Genomic DNA, 19,249 nt, shown 5'->3' on the forward strand with positions numbered 1-19,249 from the left:
AGGCCGGTGCAGGCGACTGTCAAACCGGCAGCGCCATATAGAACTGGGTCCCCTGCCCCGGCCGGGAAAACACACCCATCCGCCCGCCATGCAGCTGCACGATTTCTTTGCACAACGCCAGCCCCAGCCCTGCACCCCCTTTCTTGCGGCCTACCTGCACGAAGGGCTCGAAGATGCGCCCCTGCTGCCCGTAGGCAATGCCCTCGCCGTTGTCCTCGACACTGATGATCACCCGCTCCGCATGCCGTCTTGCATGCAAACGGATACGCCCGCCGTTGGCGGTATGACGGATGGCGTTGTGCAGCAGGTTGTCCAGCACCCGGTCCAACTGGGCAGCATCAGCCCGCAGGCGCGGCAGCGGCGGTTCCAGTTCCTTGGTCAACTCGATCTGCTTGTGTGCCGCCTGCTCGGCAAAACGCAGTTGCGCCCGCTCCAGCAGTTCGTCAAGGGCGCAGGGGGCCAGATCGAGTTTCTGCAGCCCACTCTGGTAGCGGGAGAAGTTGAGCAGGTCGTTGATCAGCTGGGTCAGGCGCTGCATTTCTTCGCCGATGGTTTCCAGCAGGTCGTTTTCGCGCGCCTCGGCAGGGAACTTGACCCGCTCGCGCAACAGGCCGAATGCCATGTGCATGCCGGTGACCGGGGTGCGTAGCTCGTGGGAAGCACGTAGCACGAACTCGCTGCGCACGCGTTCGAATGCCCGCTGCTCGGTCACATCGTGCAGCACCATCACCGCGCCAAGGATCGGGCCCTGCGGGTGGCTGACCGGGGTGAGGCTGTAGGTGAGCAGGCGCGCTTCTTCATCGACCTCCATGTTCAAGTCGTCCGGCGGCCGGTCCAGGCTGCCGCCGCGCAGCACCTGGCGCAGCTGCTGCTCCAGTTCCGGGCGCTGCAGGGCCTCGGCCAGGCTGCTGCCCACGCGGCTGTGGTTCCAGCCCAGTTGGCGTTGCGCCACCGGGTTGAGGTGCTCCAGGCGACCTTGGCGGTCGATGATCAGCAGGCCGTCGTCGATGCTGTCGAGCACGGCCTGCAGCCGCTGCTGGCCGGCCAGCAGCTCGTCGACGTTGGTGGCCTGGTGCTTGCGCAAGGCATCGGCCATGAGGCCGAAGCGGCGGGTCAGCTGGTTCAGCTCGGTGGCCTGGGTGACTGGCAGTGTGACGTCGAAATTACCTTTGCCCAGTTGGTCGGCCGCGATGGCCAAGGCTTCGATCGGTTGGCCGAAACGCCGGGCGATGTTGTGCGCGGTAATAAAGCCCAGTACCAGCACCACCAGGCCCATCAAGCCAAGCACACCACTGACCAGCAAGGCGCGGTCCCGGGTGCGTTCCTCGCTACGGGTGATCAGGTCCAATGCCTGCCTGTGGGAATCGATCAGGTCGCTGCGCACCTGGTTGAACGCGGCCCCCAGCGGTTGATCCACACCCATGCTGCGAGCGGGGGCGGCGCTGTCGCGATAGGCCTGGAGGAACGTCTGGTAATTGCTGCTGGCCTTGCTGAAACCGGTGCGCTCACCGCCTTGCTCCAGCCCTTGGTTTAGCAGGGCCTGGAAGTTTTCCTGCAACAGCCGCAGGCTTTCCGGGGCGGTGTCTTCATCAAGAATCAGGGTCAGCTGTTCACCCAGGTTCTGGCGCAACTTCAGCCCCACTTCCAAGGCATGGGTGGTCTCGCGAACCAGCTGCTGCTGCACCGTGGCCATCTGCAGCACACTGACCAGGCCCAGCAACAACCCAAGCAATGCCACGGTCACGAGCGCCGATATGCTGAGGAAAAGCCGCGTGCGCAGCTTCATGGGTGGCCACTTCATAGGTTGTACTGCTTGCGTTTGCGGTACAGGGTGGAGGCATCGATGCCCAAGGTCTTGGCGGCTTGGTCGAGGGTGTCGCTGGCCGCCAGCACGGCGCCGATATGGGCGCGCTCCAGCTCATCCAGGCTTAGTGCTGCACCCACGCGCGGGGCATTGCCGGCAGGCTGTTCACCCATGCCCAGGTGGCTGATTTCCACACGTTCTTGCGGGCAGATGATGCTGGCCCGCTCTACCACGTTACGCAGTTCGCGAATGTTGCCGGGCCAGCGGTAGTTGAGCAGGGCCGAGCGTGCTTCGTCGCTGAAGCCCCGGGCGGGGCGGGAGTATTCCTTGACGAAGCGGGCGAGGAAGCGGTCAGCCAGGGTCAGGATGTCCTCGCTGCGCTCGCGCAGGGGCGGCAAGTGCAAGGTAATGACATTGAGGCGGTACAGCAGGTCTTCGCGGAAGCGGCTTTCGCGCACCATCTCTTCGAGGTTGAGGTTGGTGGCGGCCAGAATGCGTACATCGGCGCGCCGGGTAACCGGGTCACCGACGCGCTCGTATTCCTTGTCCTGAATGAACCGCAGCAACTTGGGCTGCAAGGTCAGCGGAAAATCACCGATCTCGTCAAGAAAAAGCGTGCCCCCGTCGGCCTGGCTGACCCGCCCCAGGGTACTTTCGCTGGCGCCGGTGAAGGCGCCGCGGGTGTGGCCGAACAGTTCGCTTTCCATCAGCTCGGCATTCAGCGACGGGCAGTTGATGGTCACGCAGGCTTTGCGTGCACGCTTGCTCCAGCCATGGATGGCCCGGGCCAGCTCGCCTTTGCCGGTGCCGGACTCGCCAAGGATGAGGATGTTGGCGTCGGTGGTGGCGACCTGGCGGGCGGTTTCCAGCACCGCCATCATGGCCGGTGTGTGCGAGTCGAGGCCGTCCTTGGGTTTGCGCACTTCACCTTCCAGTGCCTCCAGGCGCGCGGAAAGCTGGCGCACTTCCAGCTGCTTGGCGGTGGCCAGGCGCAGCTGGTCGGGGCTGCAGGGCTTGACCAGGTAGTCGGCGGCGCCGGCCTGGATGGCGTCCACCGCCGTGTCGATCGCCGAGTGCGCGGTGACAATCACAACGCGCATCCAGGGTGCCTGGATGCGCATCTGCGCCAGTACGTCGAGGCCGTTGTCCTCGCCCAGGCGTAAATCGAGGAAGCACAGGTCGAATACCTGGCGCTGCAGCAAGGTTTCGGCCTGGGCGGCGCTGTTGGCCGTGGCCACGCTATAGCCCTCGTCTTCCAGGCAATAGCGGAAGGTGCGCAGGATCGCGGACTCGTCATCCACCAGCAGAATGCGGCCTTGGTTGTCCTGGGCTGATTCCATTTCCTGCGCTCCTTAAGGATAGATCTACATATAGTGTGGGAAAAATCGGGCAAGTTGCATGGTGAATTCTGAAGGATTCTGTCCTTTGCATGCTAGCCAATGGCCAAATGATGCCTGCAGACCGCGATATTCCAATGATTTGCTTAGAGGCACGCGGTGGCACATTGGTTGCGATGATTTTCAGATTTTGCCTACGAAGGAGGCACTGCCATGCCCTTTTACCTACGTACAGCTGTTTTGGCAGCTACCCTGCTGCCAATCTTTACCCCGGCCTTCGCCGACCCTGTGCAGGACGCGCGCCTGGAAGGCGCCCTGCAAACCGCGCTGTCATTGAACCGCATGCTCAACCCATTTCGTATCAAGGTAGAGGTGGACGGCAAGCAGGCGCGGCTTTCAGGTGAGGTGGAGAACGAGGTCGAGCGGCAACTGGCTGAAGATGTGGCGCGGGCTACCCGGGGCATCGAACAGGTGGAGAACCAGCTCCAGGTCAATGCCCAACTGGTTGAGCGCCCGCTGGAGCTACGTGCCTACGCCCAACGCCTGGAGGATGCCACCCTGGCGGCGGTGATCCGTGCCCGGCTGTTGTGGAGCCGCACCACCGAAAAGGCCCCTATAGAAGTACAAAGCAGTGACGGCGTGGTGACGTTGCGCGGCAGGGTCGACAGTGCCGAAGCCAAGGAGCTGGCAGGCGTGGTGGCGCGTACCACCGACGGCGTACACCTGGTCAACAACCTGGTCAGCCTGGATACCGCGGCCATGGCCAAGGCGCGGGAAATGCCCGTGGGCGCGCCAACCGGGCCGCAGCCGAGTGACAGCTGGATCATCGACAAGATCCAGAACAGCTACCGCTTCAGCCGCAATCTCGATGGCTTGAACCTGAAAGTGGCCAGCGAAGCGGGGATGGTGCGGCTATCGGGCGAGGTAGTCAGCGCTGAGCAGAAAACCATCGCCGTGGAGATCGCCCGGCAGATCATCGGTGTACGCGGGGTGGATGCCGACTTGCTCAAGGTGGCGACCAAGGTGGAAGGCTGATCGTGCAATTCGCACGACCCCGCAGGCCCCATCGTGCAGGATACGCGCTTGGGGATCATCTGCTATCTAGTTAAGTAATTGATTTATAAGGATTTAATTTAATTAACAAGGCTGGCATGCAGGCTGCAATTACCTGTTCAGGTTTGAACAAAAATTACAGCAGGAGGAGCCGGCATGAACCGCCAATCCGTCAATCGCTCGCAGATCGCCGCACTGCCCCTGCGCCAGATGCTGACACTCGGCATGGCGCTGCTGCTGACCTTGGCCGCTGGCCTCTTTTATTACAGCTGGCAGACCGCGCGCCTGGCTGAGCAGGTAGCAGCGCAGACTGCACTGTTGACGCAGATTCAGGCAACCCGTGCCAATACCCTGGTCAAGGCCGCTGACCCGCTGCCCGCTGACCCGCTGCCCGCTGACCCGCTGCCCGCTGGCCAGGCGACTGCCTCCCCGGCCACCTTGGAAAATGTCGTACCACAGGACCGTTGGGTCTTCTGACCTGCCGATCCGGACCGATTCTGAAAAAGAAAGGAGAACCACCATGCTGAGTTGGGCTATCACTTTCCTCATCATCGCCATTGTCGCTGCCGTACTGGGCTTCGGTGGTATCGCCGGCGCTGCGACGGGTATCGCGAAGATCCTGTTCATTGTCTTCCTGGTGCTGTTCGTAGCCTCCTTCTTCTTTGGACGTGGACGAGGTTGAAGATGAGCAGGATGCTTTCAACAGCCCTGGCTGCCGCCCTGCTGATGGGTGGCAGTGCGGCGGCGATGGCGGCCAATGACGGCCAGGTCCGGGTCGACCAGTTGCTCGGCTCGGATCCGGAGTACCGGGAAACCTGGCAGGACACAATCAAGGGCGAGGAACGCCTGCCTGATTGGGTGGTCAACTTGACCGGCAGTGCCCAGCAGCAGATGTCCGCCGTGACCGAAGATGGCGACAAGTATCTGGTAGGCCCGCTGTGCGAGTCGCAGGACAACTGCACCTACAAGCGGCTGATCGTTGCATTCAGCTGGGACAAGGATGATGCCTACGGGATGCTCGTGGAGGTACCCGAAGGCTTGCCGAGTGACAAGTCGCCCACTCGCCATGCGCAGTACCGCTGGCTGGGCGAACCCGACGACGGCATGAAGGCAATGCTGCAGGAGCAGCTCAAGCGTGACCCGAACTGGTACTGAGCCTTTGTTGCCGGTACGGATGAAAGGTCACCGACTGTCACGTAATAGAAGCTGAACCTTTCTATATTTCAGCCTTCTATGATGCGCCGCCCCGAGGAGGGGCAGCACATGACCAAGGGGCCGGGCTGTTCTGATTGTTGCAGGATCGGAGTGGCCTAGGGGTACAGGGAGTGCCTCCAGCGATGGGCCGGGTCAGGAAAGGCGGAATCGGAAGTCTCAGATCGGCGGTGTCAAAGGGACACCTGAGCCGATCTGACTTCCGAGGAGCCCTGCAGAAAACACCTCTTCTCTTGCGCGATTTTTACCTTGAGACACATTTTGTCTCGACCGCACGTCAATTTTTTTCGACTTCAATGACGCGTCTTCAAGTGTCATTTCCGCCATTCGGATTGTCGAACAGGCCATCTTCCCTCTCCATCCCATACCGTCAAATCTGCCGAAATATGGCGGTTTGGTCTTGTTCGGGATTCCGAACGTTATAAATCAAGCACTTGCGAGCGCCCTATTTTCGTGCGAACCAGTATGCGTAAGCGGTATGGGGTATGCGTTTCCGGCATTAGATTTCCCCCCTTGCCATCGCAATAGTTGCCGCCTTTTTCGCTGGCCAGAGCGCCCTGTCGCTCGCCTGCGCTGTCCTTACATGAAGTCGCCGGATGGATTGATTTGCTGCCCGTGACCTGGCCAATGGCTCTGTCACGGGCGTTTTCGTCCGGTGCCATGACCACTAGAACAAAGGGTAAAGACATGAAGAAGGCAAAACTGAGCCTCGCCTGGCAGATCGTTATCGGTCTGGTCCTGGGCGTTGCAATCGGCGCGCTGCTGAACCACTTCAGCGCGGAAAAGGCCTGGTGGATCAGCAACGTCCTCCAGCCCGCCGGTGACATCTTCATTCGCCTGATCAAGATGATCGTCGTCCCGATCGTGATTTCGTCGCTGATCGTGGGTATCGCCGGGGTTGGCGATGCGAAGAAACTGGGCAGCATCGGCCTGAAGACCATCATCTACTTCGAAGTGGTGACCACAATCGCCATCGTCGTGGGTTTGGTGTTGGCCAACCTGTTCCACCCGGGCGCCGGTATCGACATGAGCACCCTGGGTACCGTGGACATCTCCAAGTACCAGGCCACTGCGGCTGAGGTGCAGCATGAGCACGCGTTCATCGAAACCCTGCTGAATCTGATCCCGTCGAACATCTTCGCAGCGCTGATGCGTGGCGAAATGCTGCCGATCATCTTCTTCTCGGTCATGTTCGGCCTGGGCCTTTCGAGCCTGCAGGCAGAACTGCGCGACCCACTGGTACGCACCTTCCAGGCCGTCTCGGAAACCATGTTCAAGGTCACCCACATGATCATGAACTACGCCCCGATCGGCGTGTTCGCCCTGATCGCCGTGACCGTGGCCAACTTCGGCTTCAGCTCGCTGCTGCCGCTGGCCAAGCTGGTACTGCTGGTGTACTTCGCCATCGCCTTCTTCGCCTTCATGGTGCTGGGCCTGGTGGCCCGCGTGTTCGGCTTCTCGGTGATCAAGATCATGCGCATCATGAAAGATGAGCTGATCCTGGCCTACTCCACCTCCAGCTCCGAAACCGTGCTGCCGCGCGTGATCGAGAAAATGGAAAAGTACGGCGCGCCGAAGTCGATCTGCTCGTTCGTGGTACCGACCGGCTACTCCTTCAACCTTGACGGTTCGACCCTGTACCAGAGCATCGCGGCCATCTTCATCGCCCAGCTGTACGGTATCGACCTGTCGTGGAGCCAGCAGCTGCTGCTGGTGCTGACCCTGATGGTCACCTCCAAAGGCATCGCTGGCGTGCCGGGCGTATCGTTCGTGGTCCTGCTGGCTACCCTGGGCAGCGTGGGCATCCCGCTGGAAGGCCTGGCCTTCATCGCCGGTGTCGACCGCATCATGGACATGGCCCGTACCGCGCTGAACGTGGTGGGCAACGCCCTGGCGGCACTGGTCATCGCGCGCTGGGAAGGCATGTACGACGCGGCCAAGGGTGAGAAGTACTACGCCTCGCTGATGGCCGACAAAAAGGAAGCTGTAGTCGCTGGCGAAACCGCCAAGCGCTGAGCCTGATGGCAGCTTGACCAAGAGCCCCGACCTGTCGGGGCTTTTTGTTGTCTGTGAGATCTTGGGCCGCGTTGCGGCCCTATCGCGACGCAAGGCCCCTCCCACAAGGGCGGGCGTTCACCGATCTTTGTGGGAGCGGCCTTGTGTCGCGATACGAGGGCGCAGCCTTCGCCTGCGATCGCCAGTCAGGGGCTGCGATACGCTATCATTCGGGCATTTTTCAGGGGGTACACGCGGATGCTCAACGGCCTTTGGCTTGGCTTTTTCCTGGTGGCGGCGGTGTCCGCCCTGGCCCAATGGCTGGTAGGCGGCAACGCTGGCATCTTCGCGGCAATGGTCGAAAGCATCTTTGCCATGGCCAAGCTGTCGGTCGAGGTGATGGTGCTGCTGTTCGGCACCCTGACCCTGTGGCTGGGCTTTCTGAAGATCGCCGAGAAGGCCGGTATCGTCGAATGGTTGGCCAAGGTGCTGGGCCCGCTGTTTGCCCGCCTGATGCCTGAGGTACCGCCCGGCCACCCTGCCCTGGGCCTGATTACCATGAACTTCGCCGCCAACGGCCTGGGCCTGGACAACGCCGCCACGCCGATTGGCCTGAAGGCCATGCGCGCACTGCAGGAGCTGAACCCCAGCAGCACCACCGCGAGCAACGCGCAGATCCTGTTCCTGGTGCTCAACGCCTCGTCGCTGACGCTGCTACCGGTCACCATCTTCATGTACCGGGCCCAGCAGGGCGCGCCCGACCCGACCATGGTGTTCCTGCCAATACTGCTGGCGACCAGCGTCTCGACCCTGGTCGGCCTGCTGTCGGTGGCTGTGATGCAGCGTTTGCGTCTGTGGGACCCGGTGGTGCTTGCCTACTTCATCCCCGGCGCTTTGCTGCTGGGCGGTTTCATGGCGTTTCTTGGCACCCTGTCGGCCGCCGCGCTGGCTAGCCTGTCATCGATCCTGGGCAACCTCACGCTGTTTGGCGTGATCATGCTATTCCTGGTGATTGGCGCCATGAGGCGGGTGAAGGTGTATGAAGCCTTTGTCGAAGGCGCCAAGGAAGGCTTCGACGTGGCCAAGAACCTGCTGCCGTACCTGGTGGCGATGCTGGTGGCGGTGGGTGTGCTGCGCGCCTCTGGCGCCCTGGAGCTGGCCCTGGACGGTATCCGTCATGCGGTGAACTGGATGGGCCTGGATACCCGCTTCGTCGAGGGCCTGCCCACCGCGCTGGTCAAGCCGTTCTCCGGCAGCGCAGCTCGGGCCATGCTGATCGAGACCATGCAGACCCAAGGCGTGGACAGCTTCCCGGCCCTGGTAGCGGCAACGATTCAAGGCAGCACCGAAACCACCTTCTACGTACTGGCCGTGTACTTTGGCGCCGTGGGCATCCAGCGCGTGCGCCATGCGGTGGGTTGCGCACTGCTGGCCGAGTTTTCCGGGGTGATTGCGGCGATTTTCATCTGCTACTGGTTCTTCGCCTGAACCTTCAGTTGAGCCTGGTTGGCCTTGCCAATGGTCCAACCCACCACCTGCCCCACCAGCTGGTCGCTGGCCTGGCCGAATCCGGCGACCACCGCTGACACCTGCTTGTCGGCCAGCGGCTGGCGGATCTCGAAGCGCTTGCTGGCCAGGATACGCTGGGTGCGGCCCTGGACCAGACGCGCGTCGTAGCGGATCACCACCTCCACTGCCCCGCCCGGGCGGTATTCACTCTGAAACGCCTGCAGCTCGCCAGCCAGCTCGTAGTCGGCCTGCAGGTTGCTGTCGTCGGCGCTCAGGCGCTGCACCTGGCCGTCGCGCTGAAAACCATCGAGCAGGCGGTTGCGCAGCAGCACCGGGGCCGCATCGCTCCAGCGCGCGCCCTTGTAACTGCTGACCACATCGCCCTGCGGGATGACGGCAATGCGCGGACCCGCCAGCACTTCACTGGCCAGCGGCTTGTTCAGGCGCAAGGACCAGTCCAGCGGCGCCGCCGTGCGGCTGGGCTGGTTTACCGGCAGGCGATAGAGGTCGAAGGGTTCGGTCTTGGGCAGGATTGAGCAGGCACTGGCCAGGCTAAGCGCGGCCGCGAGGGCCAGCAGGCGCATCGACGGTTTCATGGCTGGAACTCCTTGTTGTTGTCGCGGCCGAGCAGGTAGCCGCTCGGGTCGGCCTCCAGTTGCCGGGAAATGCCTTTTAGCGCGTTGAGGGTTTCGCGCAGCTCGCGAATGGCTGGGGTGAGCTGGTTCAGGCCCTGGGCGCCATCGCCGATGGCCTCGCTGTTGTTTTTCAGCAAGTTGTTGATGGTGGCAGTGCTTTCGGCCAAGGACTGCATGGCCTGTTCGGCACTGCCGATTGCCTGCTTGCCATCGCTGGCCAGCAGGCCGTTGGCATTGCGCATCAGTGCCTGGGTTTCGGCCAACGTGGCACTGGCCTGCTTGCCCACCTGCACCAGTTGCTCGATGGCCTGGGCGATGCTGCCGTGCTGGCCGGCGAAGGCACCCGTGGTCTTGTCGAGGTTGGCCAGGGTGCTGCTGAGGTGGCCGATGTTGTCCTCGGAGAACATCTGGTTGGCGTTGTGCAGCAGCAGGTTGATGTTGGTGACCAGGTCACTGCTGTCGTTGAGCAGTCGCGAGATCGGCGATGGCGAGGCAATGATCACCGGCAGCTTGCCATCCTTGCCTTTCAGTTCCGGGCTTTGGGGGGTGCCGCCGCTGAGCTGGATGAACGAGTTGCCTGTCACGCCGGCCAGGGTCAGCTTGGCCTGGGTGTCTTCTTTTACCGGGGTGTCGCCGCTCAGGCGCACCCGGGCCAGTACCCGGCGCGGGTCTTTCGGGTCCAGTCGCAGGGTGGATACATCGCCGACCTTGATGCCGTTGTACTGCACCGGGCTGCCGCGCGACAGACCGGAAACGGCTTCGTTGAACACCACTTCGTAATCCTTGAAGGCGTCATCGACGCTGGACTTGGTCAGCCAAAGGCCGAACAGCATGGCACCAGCCACCACCAGGACGGTGACCAGGCCGATAAGAACGTGATGGGCTCGGGTTTCCATTGCTCAGCGCTCCTGCCCGGCACGGGTGGCGGCCTGCTCGGCGGCGCGCCCGCGTGGGCCGTGAAAGTATTCTTGAATCCAGGCGTCGTTGGTCTGTTCGACCTCGGCCAGCGGGCCGGCCACCAGGACCTTTTTCTGCGACAGCACCGCGATGCGGTCGGTAATGGTGTAAAGGGTGTCGAGGTCGTGTGTGATGAGGAACACCGACAAGCCCAGTGCATCGCGCAGGGTCAGGATCAGCTGGTCGAACGCGGCGGCGCCGATCGGGTCCAGGCCGGCGGTGGGCTCGTCGAGAAACAGGATGTCCGGGTCCAGTGCCAGGGCACGGGCCAGCGCTGCACGCTTGATCATGCCCCCCGACAGCGAGGACGGGTACTTGTCGGCGGCGGAAATGGGCAACCCGGCCAGGGCCAGCTTCACGCCGGCCAGGTGCTCGGCATCGGCGCGGGACAGCCCGGCGTGTTCGATCAACGGCAACGCTACGTTCTCGGTGACGGTAAGCGAAGAGAACAGCGCGCCCTTCTGGAACAGCACGCCGAAGCGCCGTTCCACCAGCGAGCGCTGCTCTTCGCCAAGGCCCGCGAGGTCCTGGCCGAACACCTTGATCAGCCCCTCATTGGGCCGGCGCAGGCCAATGATGCTGCGCAGCAGTACCGACTTGCCGCTGCCCGAACCGCCGACCACGGCCAGGATTTCACCACGGTACAGGTCCAGGTCCAGGTTTTCATGCACAACCTGGGAGCCGAAGCGGTTGCAGATGCCGCGGGCTTCGATCACTTTTTCCCGGTCACTCACCAGCCCATCTCCATGAAGAACAGGGCGGCCACGGCGTCCAGCACGATGACCACGAAAATTGACTGCACCACCGCCGAGGTGGTGTGTGCGCCCACCGATTCGGCGCTCCCGCTGACCTTGAAGCCTTCGAGGCAGCCGATGGCGGCGATCAGGAAGGCAAAGAACGGCGCCTTGGCCAGGCCCACCAGGAAGTGTTGCACGCCGATATCGCTTTGCAGCAGCGACAGGAACATGGCCGGTGAGATGTCCAGCGACAGGGCGCAGACCACTGCGCCGCCGACGATGCCGCAGATCATCGCGATGAAGGTGAGCAAGGGCAGCGTAATCAGCAACGCCAGTACCCGTGGCACCACCAGCAGCTCCATGGGGTTCAGGCCCAGGGTGCGGATGGCGTCGATTTCTTCGTTGGCCTTCATCGAGCCGATCTGCGCGGTGAAGGCGCTGGCGGTGCGGCCGGCCATGAGGATGGCGGTCAGCAGCACGGCGAACTCGCGCAGGAACGAGAACGCCACCAGGTCGACGGTGAAAATGGTCGCGCCGAACGCGGCCAGCACCGTGGCACCGAGGAAGGCCACCACCGCGCCTACCAGGAAGGTCAGCAAGGCGACGATAGGGGCTGCGTCCAGCCCGGTCTGCTCGATGTGTGCAACAACCGGCGTGAGGCGCCAGCGGTGCGGTGTGAGGGCGCGGCGCAGCAGGGTTTCGAGGATGACCCCGATGAAGCCCAGCAACTGCATGGAGTCTTGCCACAGGGTGCCGACGGCACGGCCGATGCGTTCCAGCAGCATCAGCAGTACGTTGCGCTCGGGCTCCTTGACCGGGATGCAGTAGTCCTGGACCGAGCAGTAGACGTTCTTGAGCAGTGCGCGGCTGGCTTCGGGCAGGTCTTCGGTGCAGTGTGACAGGCGCTCGGAGCCAAGCAGCTCGGCCAGAAGCGATGCCCCGGCGGTGTCCAGGCGGCCCAGTTGGCTGAGATCGGCGACGGTGTCGGCAGGGTATTGGGCGCGCAGCTGCTCGCTCTCGCGCCTGAGGCTGGCGTAGTGCGCCAGGGTCCAGTCACCGGTTATGCGCAGGCAGGCCGGTTGGCTGCTGGCGTCCAGGGTGGCGCTGGGGGTGGTCATAGGCTCCATGCAATTGACTCGGCGCTAAGGCTTAGGGGCTGATCATAGCGCAGCGGGCATGGGCTGTTTGGTGATTATGTGCTGTGTGTTGATGCCCCGGGGGCGCATAGCGCCCCCTTTCATTTACTGCGCTGGCGTGTCGTCGACCACCTTGAAGCGCAGTACGCCAATCACCTGGCCATCTTCGGTCAGCACCCTGACCTGCCATTTGCCCACCGGGTTTGGCGGGAAGTTCTGCTTGTGGGTCCAGGCCCGGTAGCCTTCCTTGCGCCCGCCGTGGATGTCCAGGGCGATGCGGTCAACTTCCTTACCGTCCTTTTGCCACACATGGTAGATCCGCTCGTTCAGGCCGCGGGGTGCGTTGATGGCGGTGTAGGCGTACAGGCCACTGCTGCGGATGCGGCTGGCGGCAATCTCGTCCAGCGACTCGCCTGGCTGGCGGTTCAGCACTTCGGTACTCACCGCCACCTCGGTCATCCACAGGGTGGCTGGCGGTACCCAGGAGCGCAGCAGCCAGCCCCCGGCACCGACCGACAGGGTAACCAGTACCAGCGCCACGGCGCGGCGCCAGTTGTTGATCGGGAAGCTGCTGGCCAGGCTGGGGAACGACAGGGCCATGGCCGCGATCAGGGCCAGCTTGAAGCTTTGCGCGGTGGTCAGATGCAGGATGATCGGCAGTGCGGTCAGCAGGGCGGCGAACAGCGTCAGGGTATGCAGCGCCAGGAACAGCCAGCGCCGCGGTGCCAGCCACTTGTAGTACAACGGGTCGATGATCGAAATCAGGCCCGCGGCGCCGAGCAAGCCGGTGAATACCAGCTGGCCGCTGTTCCAGGTGGTGGTGATGAAGAAGAACGGCAGCACGAAGAACAGCGTTTCCTGGTGGATCATCTGCGTCGCGTAGCGCAACAGCGGCTGCGGGATTTCGCGGTTGAAGGTGCGGGCGAACAGGCCGGTGAGGGTGTTTTCCAGCATCAGCCAGACCCAGCTGACCAGCATGAGTACGGCAACCCAGCTGGCCAGGCCGGCCTGGCGGTCGACCAGGATGAAGCTGCCGATACCGGAGAGGAAACCGCCGAGCGCGATGATGCCGGGGTAGCGTTTGAGCAGTTCGATGATGCGCTGGACGATATGGGGGATTTGGGGCATTGGGGGCTACAACAGAAAGGGTGAGGTGGCTGTACGGCCCCTTCGCGGGCTTGCCCGCTCCCATAGGGTTCGGCGCTAACGCCCGCGAAGGGGCCGGTACTGGCAAAAGGATACCGCCGATTCACCGCTCCCGTGTAGCACCACTCGGCCGTTCAGGCCCATGCCGTCGCCAGCGCAGCAACCCTGCCGCCAGGATCAGCCCCACAAGCAAGGCGGCCAGCCCGTAAAGCTCGTCGTAGCCAAGCAACGGCTTCTCGATACGCAGGTAGCCCTCTTCCCTGAGCAGTTCTTTCAGCGCCGCGTTGGCCTGTTCCAGGCTGACCTGGCGCAGCTTGCGCACCGGGTTGGCAAAACGCCCGTCGGTATAGTCGTTCAGCGCGCCCCAGTAATAGTCGGCCAGGGCGCTGTTGCCTTGGGTGCTCCAGCTCTCCTTGGCGACGCTAGCGTCCTTGATGCGGGCGAAGGTGTCCGGGTCCAGGCCTTCCTTGCGCAGGTGCTCGAACAGGGCCTGCATTACCTTTACCGCCTTGTCGATGTCATCGCGCTCAAGGTCGGCGTTGAGGCTGAGCAGGCCGGTGTCGCCAAAGCTCTCGCGCTGCACCGATGGACCGTAGGACAGCCCGTTGCGCAGGCGTAGCTGGTCGTACAGCGCCCAGTCCAGGTAGCGCGACAGCAGGTCGAGGGTGGCCTGGTGGTCGTTGTCCAGCACCGGCTCGATGAACAGCCAGTGCAGTTTGACGCTGTCACCCAGCCAGCCCCGGGTCAGGTGGCGACGTTGTTCGGCCTGGTGGGTGATGCTCTCCAGGTTGCGGCGCTCCTCCGGTTCGGTGGCTGGCAGTTCGCCAAAGGTCCGTTCCAGATAAGCCGGCAGCAGCCGGTCGAGGCCGCCGACCATGATCAGGGTCATGTTGTTGGCCGCGTACCAGCGGTCACGCAAGGCTTGCACCTGCTCCAGGGTCATGTCGTCGATATTGGAGCGCTCCGGGCATTTCAGGCCCAGCTCGGTGGCCAGCTGATCGCTGGCGGGGTGGCCGATGTCCTGGCGGTCGAGCCAGCGCTGCAGGTGGCCATAATGGCCGCCATCTTCGCGTTCGATGATGCGCTTGGCGGTGACCAGGGCCTTGGCATCGATAGGGGTGTCGCGGATGACCGCCAGCAGCAGGTCGAGTACCTTGCGCTGGTTGCGCGCCGGGGCTTCGATCACGAAGGTGGTGTCGGCGCTGCTGGTATAGGCGTTCCACTCGCCGCCCAGCGTTTGCAAACGCTCTTCCAGGCCGCCCTCGCCTGTTTCGTCGATGCCGCTGAACAGCAGGTGCTCAAGCAGGTGCGGCAGTTCTTTCTGCTCGCAATCGAAGTCGTCCAGGCCGACCCCGACCACCAGGCGGATCGCCACATGGTCACGCTCGTAGCCGTCTTTCAGGATGACCTGCAGGCCGTTGGGCAGCAGGTAGCCCTCAACGCGTGAGCGGTCGAGGGCCAATGAGGACAGGCTGCAGATCAGCAGACAAACGAACATCAGGCAACGCATGGGCGAGCGAGAATCCTCTGGTAGGCAAAATCAGGGCAGACGGGCTTCGTCCGGCACGCTGTCGAGCATCAGGCCGCCGGTGTCCGAGCCGCCCAGTACCACATAGGCACTGCTGCAGAACAAAGAGTTCAACCGCTTCATGTCGGCAATCAGCTCCAAGTGTAGCGAACTGGTCTCGATACTTTGCACCACCTTACGCTGCAAGCGGCTGACATGGGCGTGCGCCAAGCGCCGTTCCTGGGCGCGAAAACGGCGTTTTTCACGCAGCAGCAAGCGGGCGCTCTCCGGGTCGGCACTGAGAAACACCGACAGACCCAGGCGCAGGTTGGCCAGTAATTGCTCCTGCAGGCCGGTGAGCTCTTCCAGGCCTGTCTGGGAAAACTCCCGGCGCTGGCTGGTTTTCTGCTGCTGGACCTTGCGTAGCATGCGCTCGATCAGGTCGCAGGCCAGCTTGAGGTTGATCGCCAGCTCGATGATCTCGGCCCAGCGGCGGTTGTCCGGCTCGCTGAGGTCCTCGCGCGACATTTGCGCCAGGTACAGCTTGATCGCGCTGTACAGCGCTTCGGCGTCTTCGCCCAGGACGCGGACCTGCTGCGGCAGGGCGGTCTGGGTGCCGCGCAGGGCACCGAGCACGGCTTCGAGCAGGCTGTCGACGATATCGCCCAGGCGCAGGGTTTCGCGGCAGGCGTTGGCCAAGGCCAGGCTGGGCGTTTCCAGTGCCGAGGCGTCGAGGTGGCGTGGGCGCACTTGTCCGTTGCCGGCTTCGCGCTCGGGCAGCAGGGTATTGCATAGCCGGCCCATCAATTTGACTGTGGGTAGCATGAGCAGGCAGCGCAGTGTGTTGTAGAGCAGGTGGAAGCCGATCACCAGCTCTTGCGGGCTGAAGCTGAGGGAGTCCATCCACTCCACCAGCGGGTGCAGCACGGGAATGATCAGCAGCAGGCCGAGCAGCTTGTACAGCAGGCTGCCCAAGGCCACCCGGCGCCCGGCGGTGTTCTGCATGCTGGTGCTGATGAAGGCCAGCAAGCCACTGCCGATGTTGGCGCCGACCACCAGGCCGATGGCCACCGGCAGGCTGATGACTTCGGCGCCTGCCAACGTTGCGGTGAGCAGCACGGCGGCAAGGCTGGAATAGGAAACCATGGCGAACATGGCGCCGACCAAGGCGTCCAGCATGATGTCGCCGGTTAGTGAAGCGAACAGCACTTTAACGCCTTGGGCATGGGTGATCGGTGCAGCTGCCTGCACGATCAGTTCCAGTGCCAGAATGATCAGGCCAAGCCCGATACCAACCCGGCCCAGTTGGCCTGCCCGTGTCTGTTTGCGCGAGAGGAAGAAGATTACGCCCAGGAAAATCAGCAGCGGTGACAGCCACGACAGGTCGAAGGTCAGTACACGGGCCATCAGCGCGGTACCCACATCGGCACCCAGCATGATCGCCAGGGCCGGGGTCATGGCCATCAGGCCCTGACCGACGAAAGATGTGACCAACATGGCCGTGGCGTTACTGCTCTGCACCATGGCGGTGACCAGAATGCCGGCGATGAACGCCAGCGGTCGCTTGTCCATGTTCTGGCTGATGATGCGCCGCAGGTTCGAGCCGAATACCCGGAGGATGCCGGTACGCACGATATGGGTGCCCCAGACCAGAAGCGTCACGGCTGAGAGCAGGTTGAGCAGGGTCAGCATGGCGAAGGCCCCCTGTTGCACTGGCCCACCGGGCCAAGAAAAGATACGTGAGCTTTTGAAGAATTTTCAGTGCTCACTCAAAGCTTTAGTTGTTTTGCGCAGCTGTCGCCAGCTTCGCATGGCTGTCATTTGTTTGAAACCGATCAGACATGAAAAAAGGGCCCTGCGAAGGGCCCTTTCTGTTTTGCACTTCCGGGGGTTATTGACCCGGAATGTCTTTGCGCAGTTTCACCGGGTCTTGCTCTTTGCCCTCTTTGCGGGCTGAGGCGGTGCGCATGCGGATGTTGATGGCTTCCACCGCCAGCGAGAACGCCATGGCGAAGTAGACGTAACCCTTCGGCACGTGCACGTCGAAAGATTCGGCGATCAGTACGGTACCGACCACGATCAGGAACGAAAGTGCGAGCATCTTCAGCGACGGGTGTTTGTCGATGAAATTGCTGATGGCACCGGCGCACAGCATCATCACCAGTACGGCGACAACGATGGCGGCGATCATCACCGGCACGTGGGACACCATGCCCACTGCAGTGATTACCGAGTCCAGCGAGAACACGATGTCGATGATGGCGATCTGGATGATGGTGTAGAAGAACTTGCCACCTGCGCCTTTCGGCTCATCCGGGTTTTCGTCTTCGCCTTCCAGGCCGTGGTAGATCTCTTGCGAGCTCTTCCATAGCAGGAACAGGCCACCGAAGAACAGGATCAGGTCACGCCCGGAGATGCCTTGGCCGAACACCACGAACAGGTCGGCGGTAAGGCGCATGACCCAGGTGATCGACAGCAGCAGCAGGATACGGGTGACCATGGCCAGGGCCAGGCCGAAGATCCGGGTGCGCGGCTGCATGTGCTTGGGCATGCGGCTGACCAGGATCGAGATCATGATGATGTTGTCGATCCCGAGGACGATCTCAAGCGCGGTGAGGGTAAAAAAGGCAACCCAGATTTCCGGGCTGGTCAGCCATTCCATGTAATTTCCTTCGAGCGGTAATGGCAACGCGCCCCGGTCAGGGCGCGTCGCGTAGTTGATACGTCTGTATTAAAGACTACTGAACAGCGGGAAAATCCCCATCAGAAGTGCGGCGAGCATTATGCACAGGCACACCAGCACTGCCCACTTGAGCGTGAAGCGCTGATGATCGCCGAACTCGATGCCGGCCAGGGCCACCAGCAGGTAGGTGGAGGGTACCAGCGGGCTGAGCAGGTGTACCGGTTGCCCGACGATCGACGCACGGGCCATTTCCACCGGGGTGATGCCGTAGTGGCTGGCGGCTTCGGCCAGCACCGGCAATACGCCGTAGTAGAAGGCATCGTTGGACATGAAGAAGGTGAACGGCATGCTCACGATCGCGGTGATTACCGCCAGGTAAGGGCCCAGCGCTTCGGGGATGACGGCCAGCAGGCTCTTGGACATGGCGTCGACCATGCCGGTACCCGACAGGATGCCGGTGAAGATGCCAGCAGCGAAGATCAGCCCGGTCACGGCCAGCACGCTGCCGGCGTGGGCGGCGATGCGGTCCTTCTGCTGCTGCAGGCACGGGTAGTTGACGATCATGGCGATGCTGAAGGCGATCATGAACAGCACGGGCAGTGGCAGCACGCCGGCGATCAGCGCGACCATCAGGGCGGCGGTCAGGGCACCGTTGAAGTACAGCAGCTTGGGCCGGCGTGCCTCCGGGAATTGCGAAACGGTGATTTCGCTGTGATCGATATCGTCGGTCGGCAGGTGCAGTTCGCCCAGGCGGGCACGTTCACGCTTGCCGTACATGTAGGCAATGGCCAGGATCGCCACCACGCCGAACAGCATGGCCGGGATCATCGGCACGAAGATGTCCGAAGGGTCCACATGCAGCGCACTGGCGGCACGGGCGGTCGGGCCACCCCAAGGGGTCATGTTCATCACCCCGCCGGCGAGGATGATGAGGCCGGCCATGATCCGCGGGCTCATGCCCAGGCGGCTGTACATAGGCAGCATGGCGGCGCAGCAGATCATGTAGGTGGTGGCGCCGTCACCGTCGAGCGAGACCACCAGGGCCAGCACGGCGGTACCGACCGAGACTTTCAGCGGGTCGCCCTTGACCAGTTTGAGGATCTTGCGCACGGCCGGGTCGAACAGGCCGGAGTCGATCATCAGGGCGAAGTAGAGGATGGCGAACATCAGCATCACGCCGGTAGGCGCGAGCTTGCTGATGCCTTCGAGCATCATAGGGCCGATCTTGGCGGAGAAACCGCCGAACAGGGCGAACAGGATCGGTACCAGGATCAGTGCGATCAAGGCCGACAGGCGCTTGGTCATGATCAGGTACATGAAGGTGATGACCATGGCAAAGCCGAGGAAGGTCAGCATGGCAATACTCCAGGCGTGGCGCGGCGAAAGGAAAGTCTATTCGGGCGGATCAGCGCGTCAGGCGCTGCGCAGGGAGCATGCGGAGGGGTACTGCAGGAAGGCGGGCACAGGAATACATCAGAATCACCATTGTTGTTGTTGATTGGGCCGGGCGCGGTGTTTACCGGGTGCCCTGGCTGACC

At 62.7% G+C, this 19,249-nt stretch carries 17 protein-coding genes; 6 read left to right on the top strand and 11 right to left on the bottom strand.

All coding sequences use genetic code 11. From position 1 onward, the window contains the following. Window positions 1–19 precede the first annotated feature (19 nt). Window positions 20–1,801, bottom strand: a complete 1,782-nt coding sequence (locus PP4_RS00615; protein WP_016497426.1) for a KinB sensor domain-containing domain — start codon at window positions 1,799–1,801, stop codon at window positions 20–22. After that, window positions 1,798–3,144 (bottom strand): sigma-54-dependent response regulator transcription factor AlgB, encoded by a 1,347-nt coding sequence (gene algB, locus PP4_RS00620; protein ID WP_016497427.1) that lies wholly within the window; start codon window positions 3,142–3,144, stop codon window positions 1,798–1,800. Before algB ends, PP4_RS00615 begins: the two co-directional genes overlap by 4 nt. A 210-nt stretch (window positions 3,145–3,354) precedes the next feature. On the opposite strand from algB, the gene PP4_RS00625 reads away from it, so the two are divergent. From PP4_RS00625 to PP4_RS00650, 6 genes are all read left to right on the top strand, one after another. After that, complete coding sequence (locus tag PP4_RS00625) at window positions 3,355–4,176, top strand: BON domain-containing protein (protein WP_016497428.1); 822 nt, start codon at window positions 3,355–3,357, stop codon at window positions 4,174–4,176. A gap of 174 nt (window positions 4,177–4,350) precedes the next feature. After that, window positions 4,351–4,671: a hypothetical protein gene (locus PP4_RS00630; protein WP_016497429.1), complete on the top strand. Its 321-nt coding sequence runs from the start codon at window positions 4,351–4,353 to the stop codon at window positions 4,669–4,671. A gap of 43 nt (window positions 4,672–4,714) precedes the next feature. Further along, entirely contained in the window at window positions 4,715–4,876 is a 162-nt protein-coding gene (locus PP4_RS27555) for a DUF1328 domain-containing protein (protein WP_003252966.1), read from the top strand. A gap of 2 nt (window positions 4,877–4,878) precedes the next feature. Beyond that, window positions 4,879–5,349 carry an inhibitor of vertebrate lysozyme family protein gene (locus tag PP4_RS00640; RefSeq protein WP_041167476.1) on the top strand — a complete coding sequence of 157 codons (471 nt, stop codon included), beginning with the start codon at window positions 4,879–4,881 and terminating at the stop codon, window positions 5,347–5,349. Between the two features lie 744 nt (window positions 5,350–6,093). Beyond that, window positions 6,094–7,422: a glutamate/aspartate:proton symporter GltP gene (gene gltP, locus PP4_RS00645; protein ID WP_016497431.1), complete on the top strand. Its 1,329-nt coding sequence runs from the start codon at window positions 6,094–6,096 to the stop codon at window positions 7,420–7,422. 237 nt (window positions 7,423–7,659) lie between these two features. Next, complete coding sequence (locus tag PP4_RS00650; RefSeq protein WP_016497432.1) at window positions 7,660–8,889, top strand: nucleoside recognition domain-containing protein; 1,230 nt, start codon at window positions 7,660–7,662, stop codon at window positions 8,887–8,889. Here the strand turns inward: PP4_RS00650 and PP4_RS00655 are convergent. From PP4_RS00655 to PP4_RS00695, 9 genes are all read right to left on the bottom strand, one after another. Next, window positions 8,871–9,506 carry an ABC-type transport auxiliary lipoprotein family protein gene (locus tag PP4_RS00655; RefSeq protein ID WP_016497433.1) on the bottom strand — a complete coding sequence of 212 codons (636 nt, stop codon included), beginning with the start codon at window positions 9,504–9,506 and terminating at the stop codon, window positions 8,871–8,873. The two genes, PP4_RS00650 and PP4_RS00655, sit on opposite strands and share 19 nt — an antisense overlap. Next, window positions 9,503–10,441: an MlaD family protein gene (locus PP4_RS00660; protein WP_016497434.1), complete on the bottom strand. Its 939-nt coding sequence runs from the start codon at window positions 10,439–10,441 to the stop codon at window positions 9,503–9,505. Before PP4_RS00660 ends, PP4_RS00655 begins: the two co-directional genes overlap by 4 nt. 3 nt (window positions 10,442–10,444) lie before the next feature. Next, the gene (locus PP4_RS00665; protein WP_016497435.1) at window positions 10,445–11,236 is read right to left on the bottom strand and encodes an ABC transporter ATP-binding protein; all 792 of its coding nucleotides are present in this window, start codon (window positions 11,234–11,236) and stop codon (window positions 10,445–10,447) included. Continuing rightward, window positions 11,233–12,366 (bottom strand): ABC transporter permease, encoded by a 1,134-nt coding sequence (locus tag PP4_RS00670; protein ID WP_041167477.1) that lies wholly within the window; start codon window positions 12,364–12,366, stop codon window positions 11,233–11,235. Before PP4_RS00670 ends, PP4_RS00665 begins: the two co-directional genes overlap by 4 nt. A 114-nt stretch (window positions 12,367–12,480) precedes the next feature. Then, window positions 12,481–13,503 carry a DUF5924 family protein gene (locus PP4_RS00675; RefSeq protein ID WP_016484295.1) on the bottom strand — a complete coding sequence of 341 codons (1,023 nt, stop codon included), beginning with the start codon at window positions 13,501–13,503 and terminating at the stop codon, window positions 12,481–12,483. Between the two features lie 121 nt (window positions 13,504–13,624). Continuing rightward, on the bottom strand, window positions 13,625–15,031 hold the full coding sequence (locus PP4_RS00680) for a M16 family metallopeptidase (RefSeq protein WP_016497437.1): 1,407 nt from the start codon (window positions 15,029–15,031) through the stop codon (window positions 13,625–13,627). Between the two features lie 30 nt (window positions 15,032–15,061). Further along, entirely contained in the window at window positions 15,062–16,720 is a 1,659-nt protein-coding gene (locus PP4_RS00685) for a Na/Pi cotransporter family protein (RefSeq protein ID WP_016497438.1), read from the bottom strand. A 199-nt stretch (window positions 16,721–16,919) separates the two neighbouring features. After that, window positions 16,920–17,690, bottom strand: a complete 771-nt coding sequence (locus tag PP4_RS00690) for a TerC family protein (RefSeq protein ID WP_016497439.1) — start codon at window positions 17,688–17,690, stop codon at window positions 16,920–16,922. 69 nt (window positions 17,691–17,759) lie between these two features. After that, window positions 17,760–19,067 carry a CitMHS family transporter gene (locus tag PP4_RS00695; RefSeq protein WP_016497440.1) on the bottom strand — a complete coding sequence of 436 codons (1,308 nt, stop codon included), beginning with the start codon at window positions 19,065–19,067 and terminating at the stop codon, window positions 17,760–17,762. Window positions 19,068–19,249: the final 182 nt, after the last annotated feature.

It is taken from the genome of Pseudomonas putida NBRC 14164 (assembly GCF_000412675.1).
Classification (GTDB): Bacteria; Pseudomonadota; Gammaproteobacteria; order Pseudomonadales; family Pseudomonadaceae; genus Aquipseudomonas; species Aquipseudomonas putida.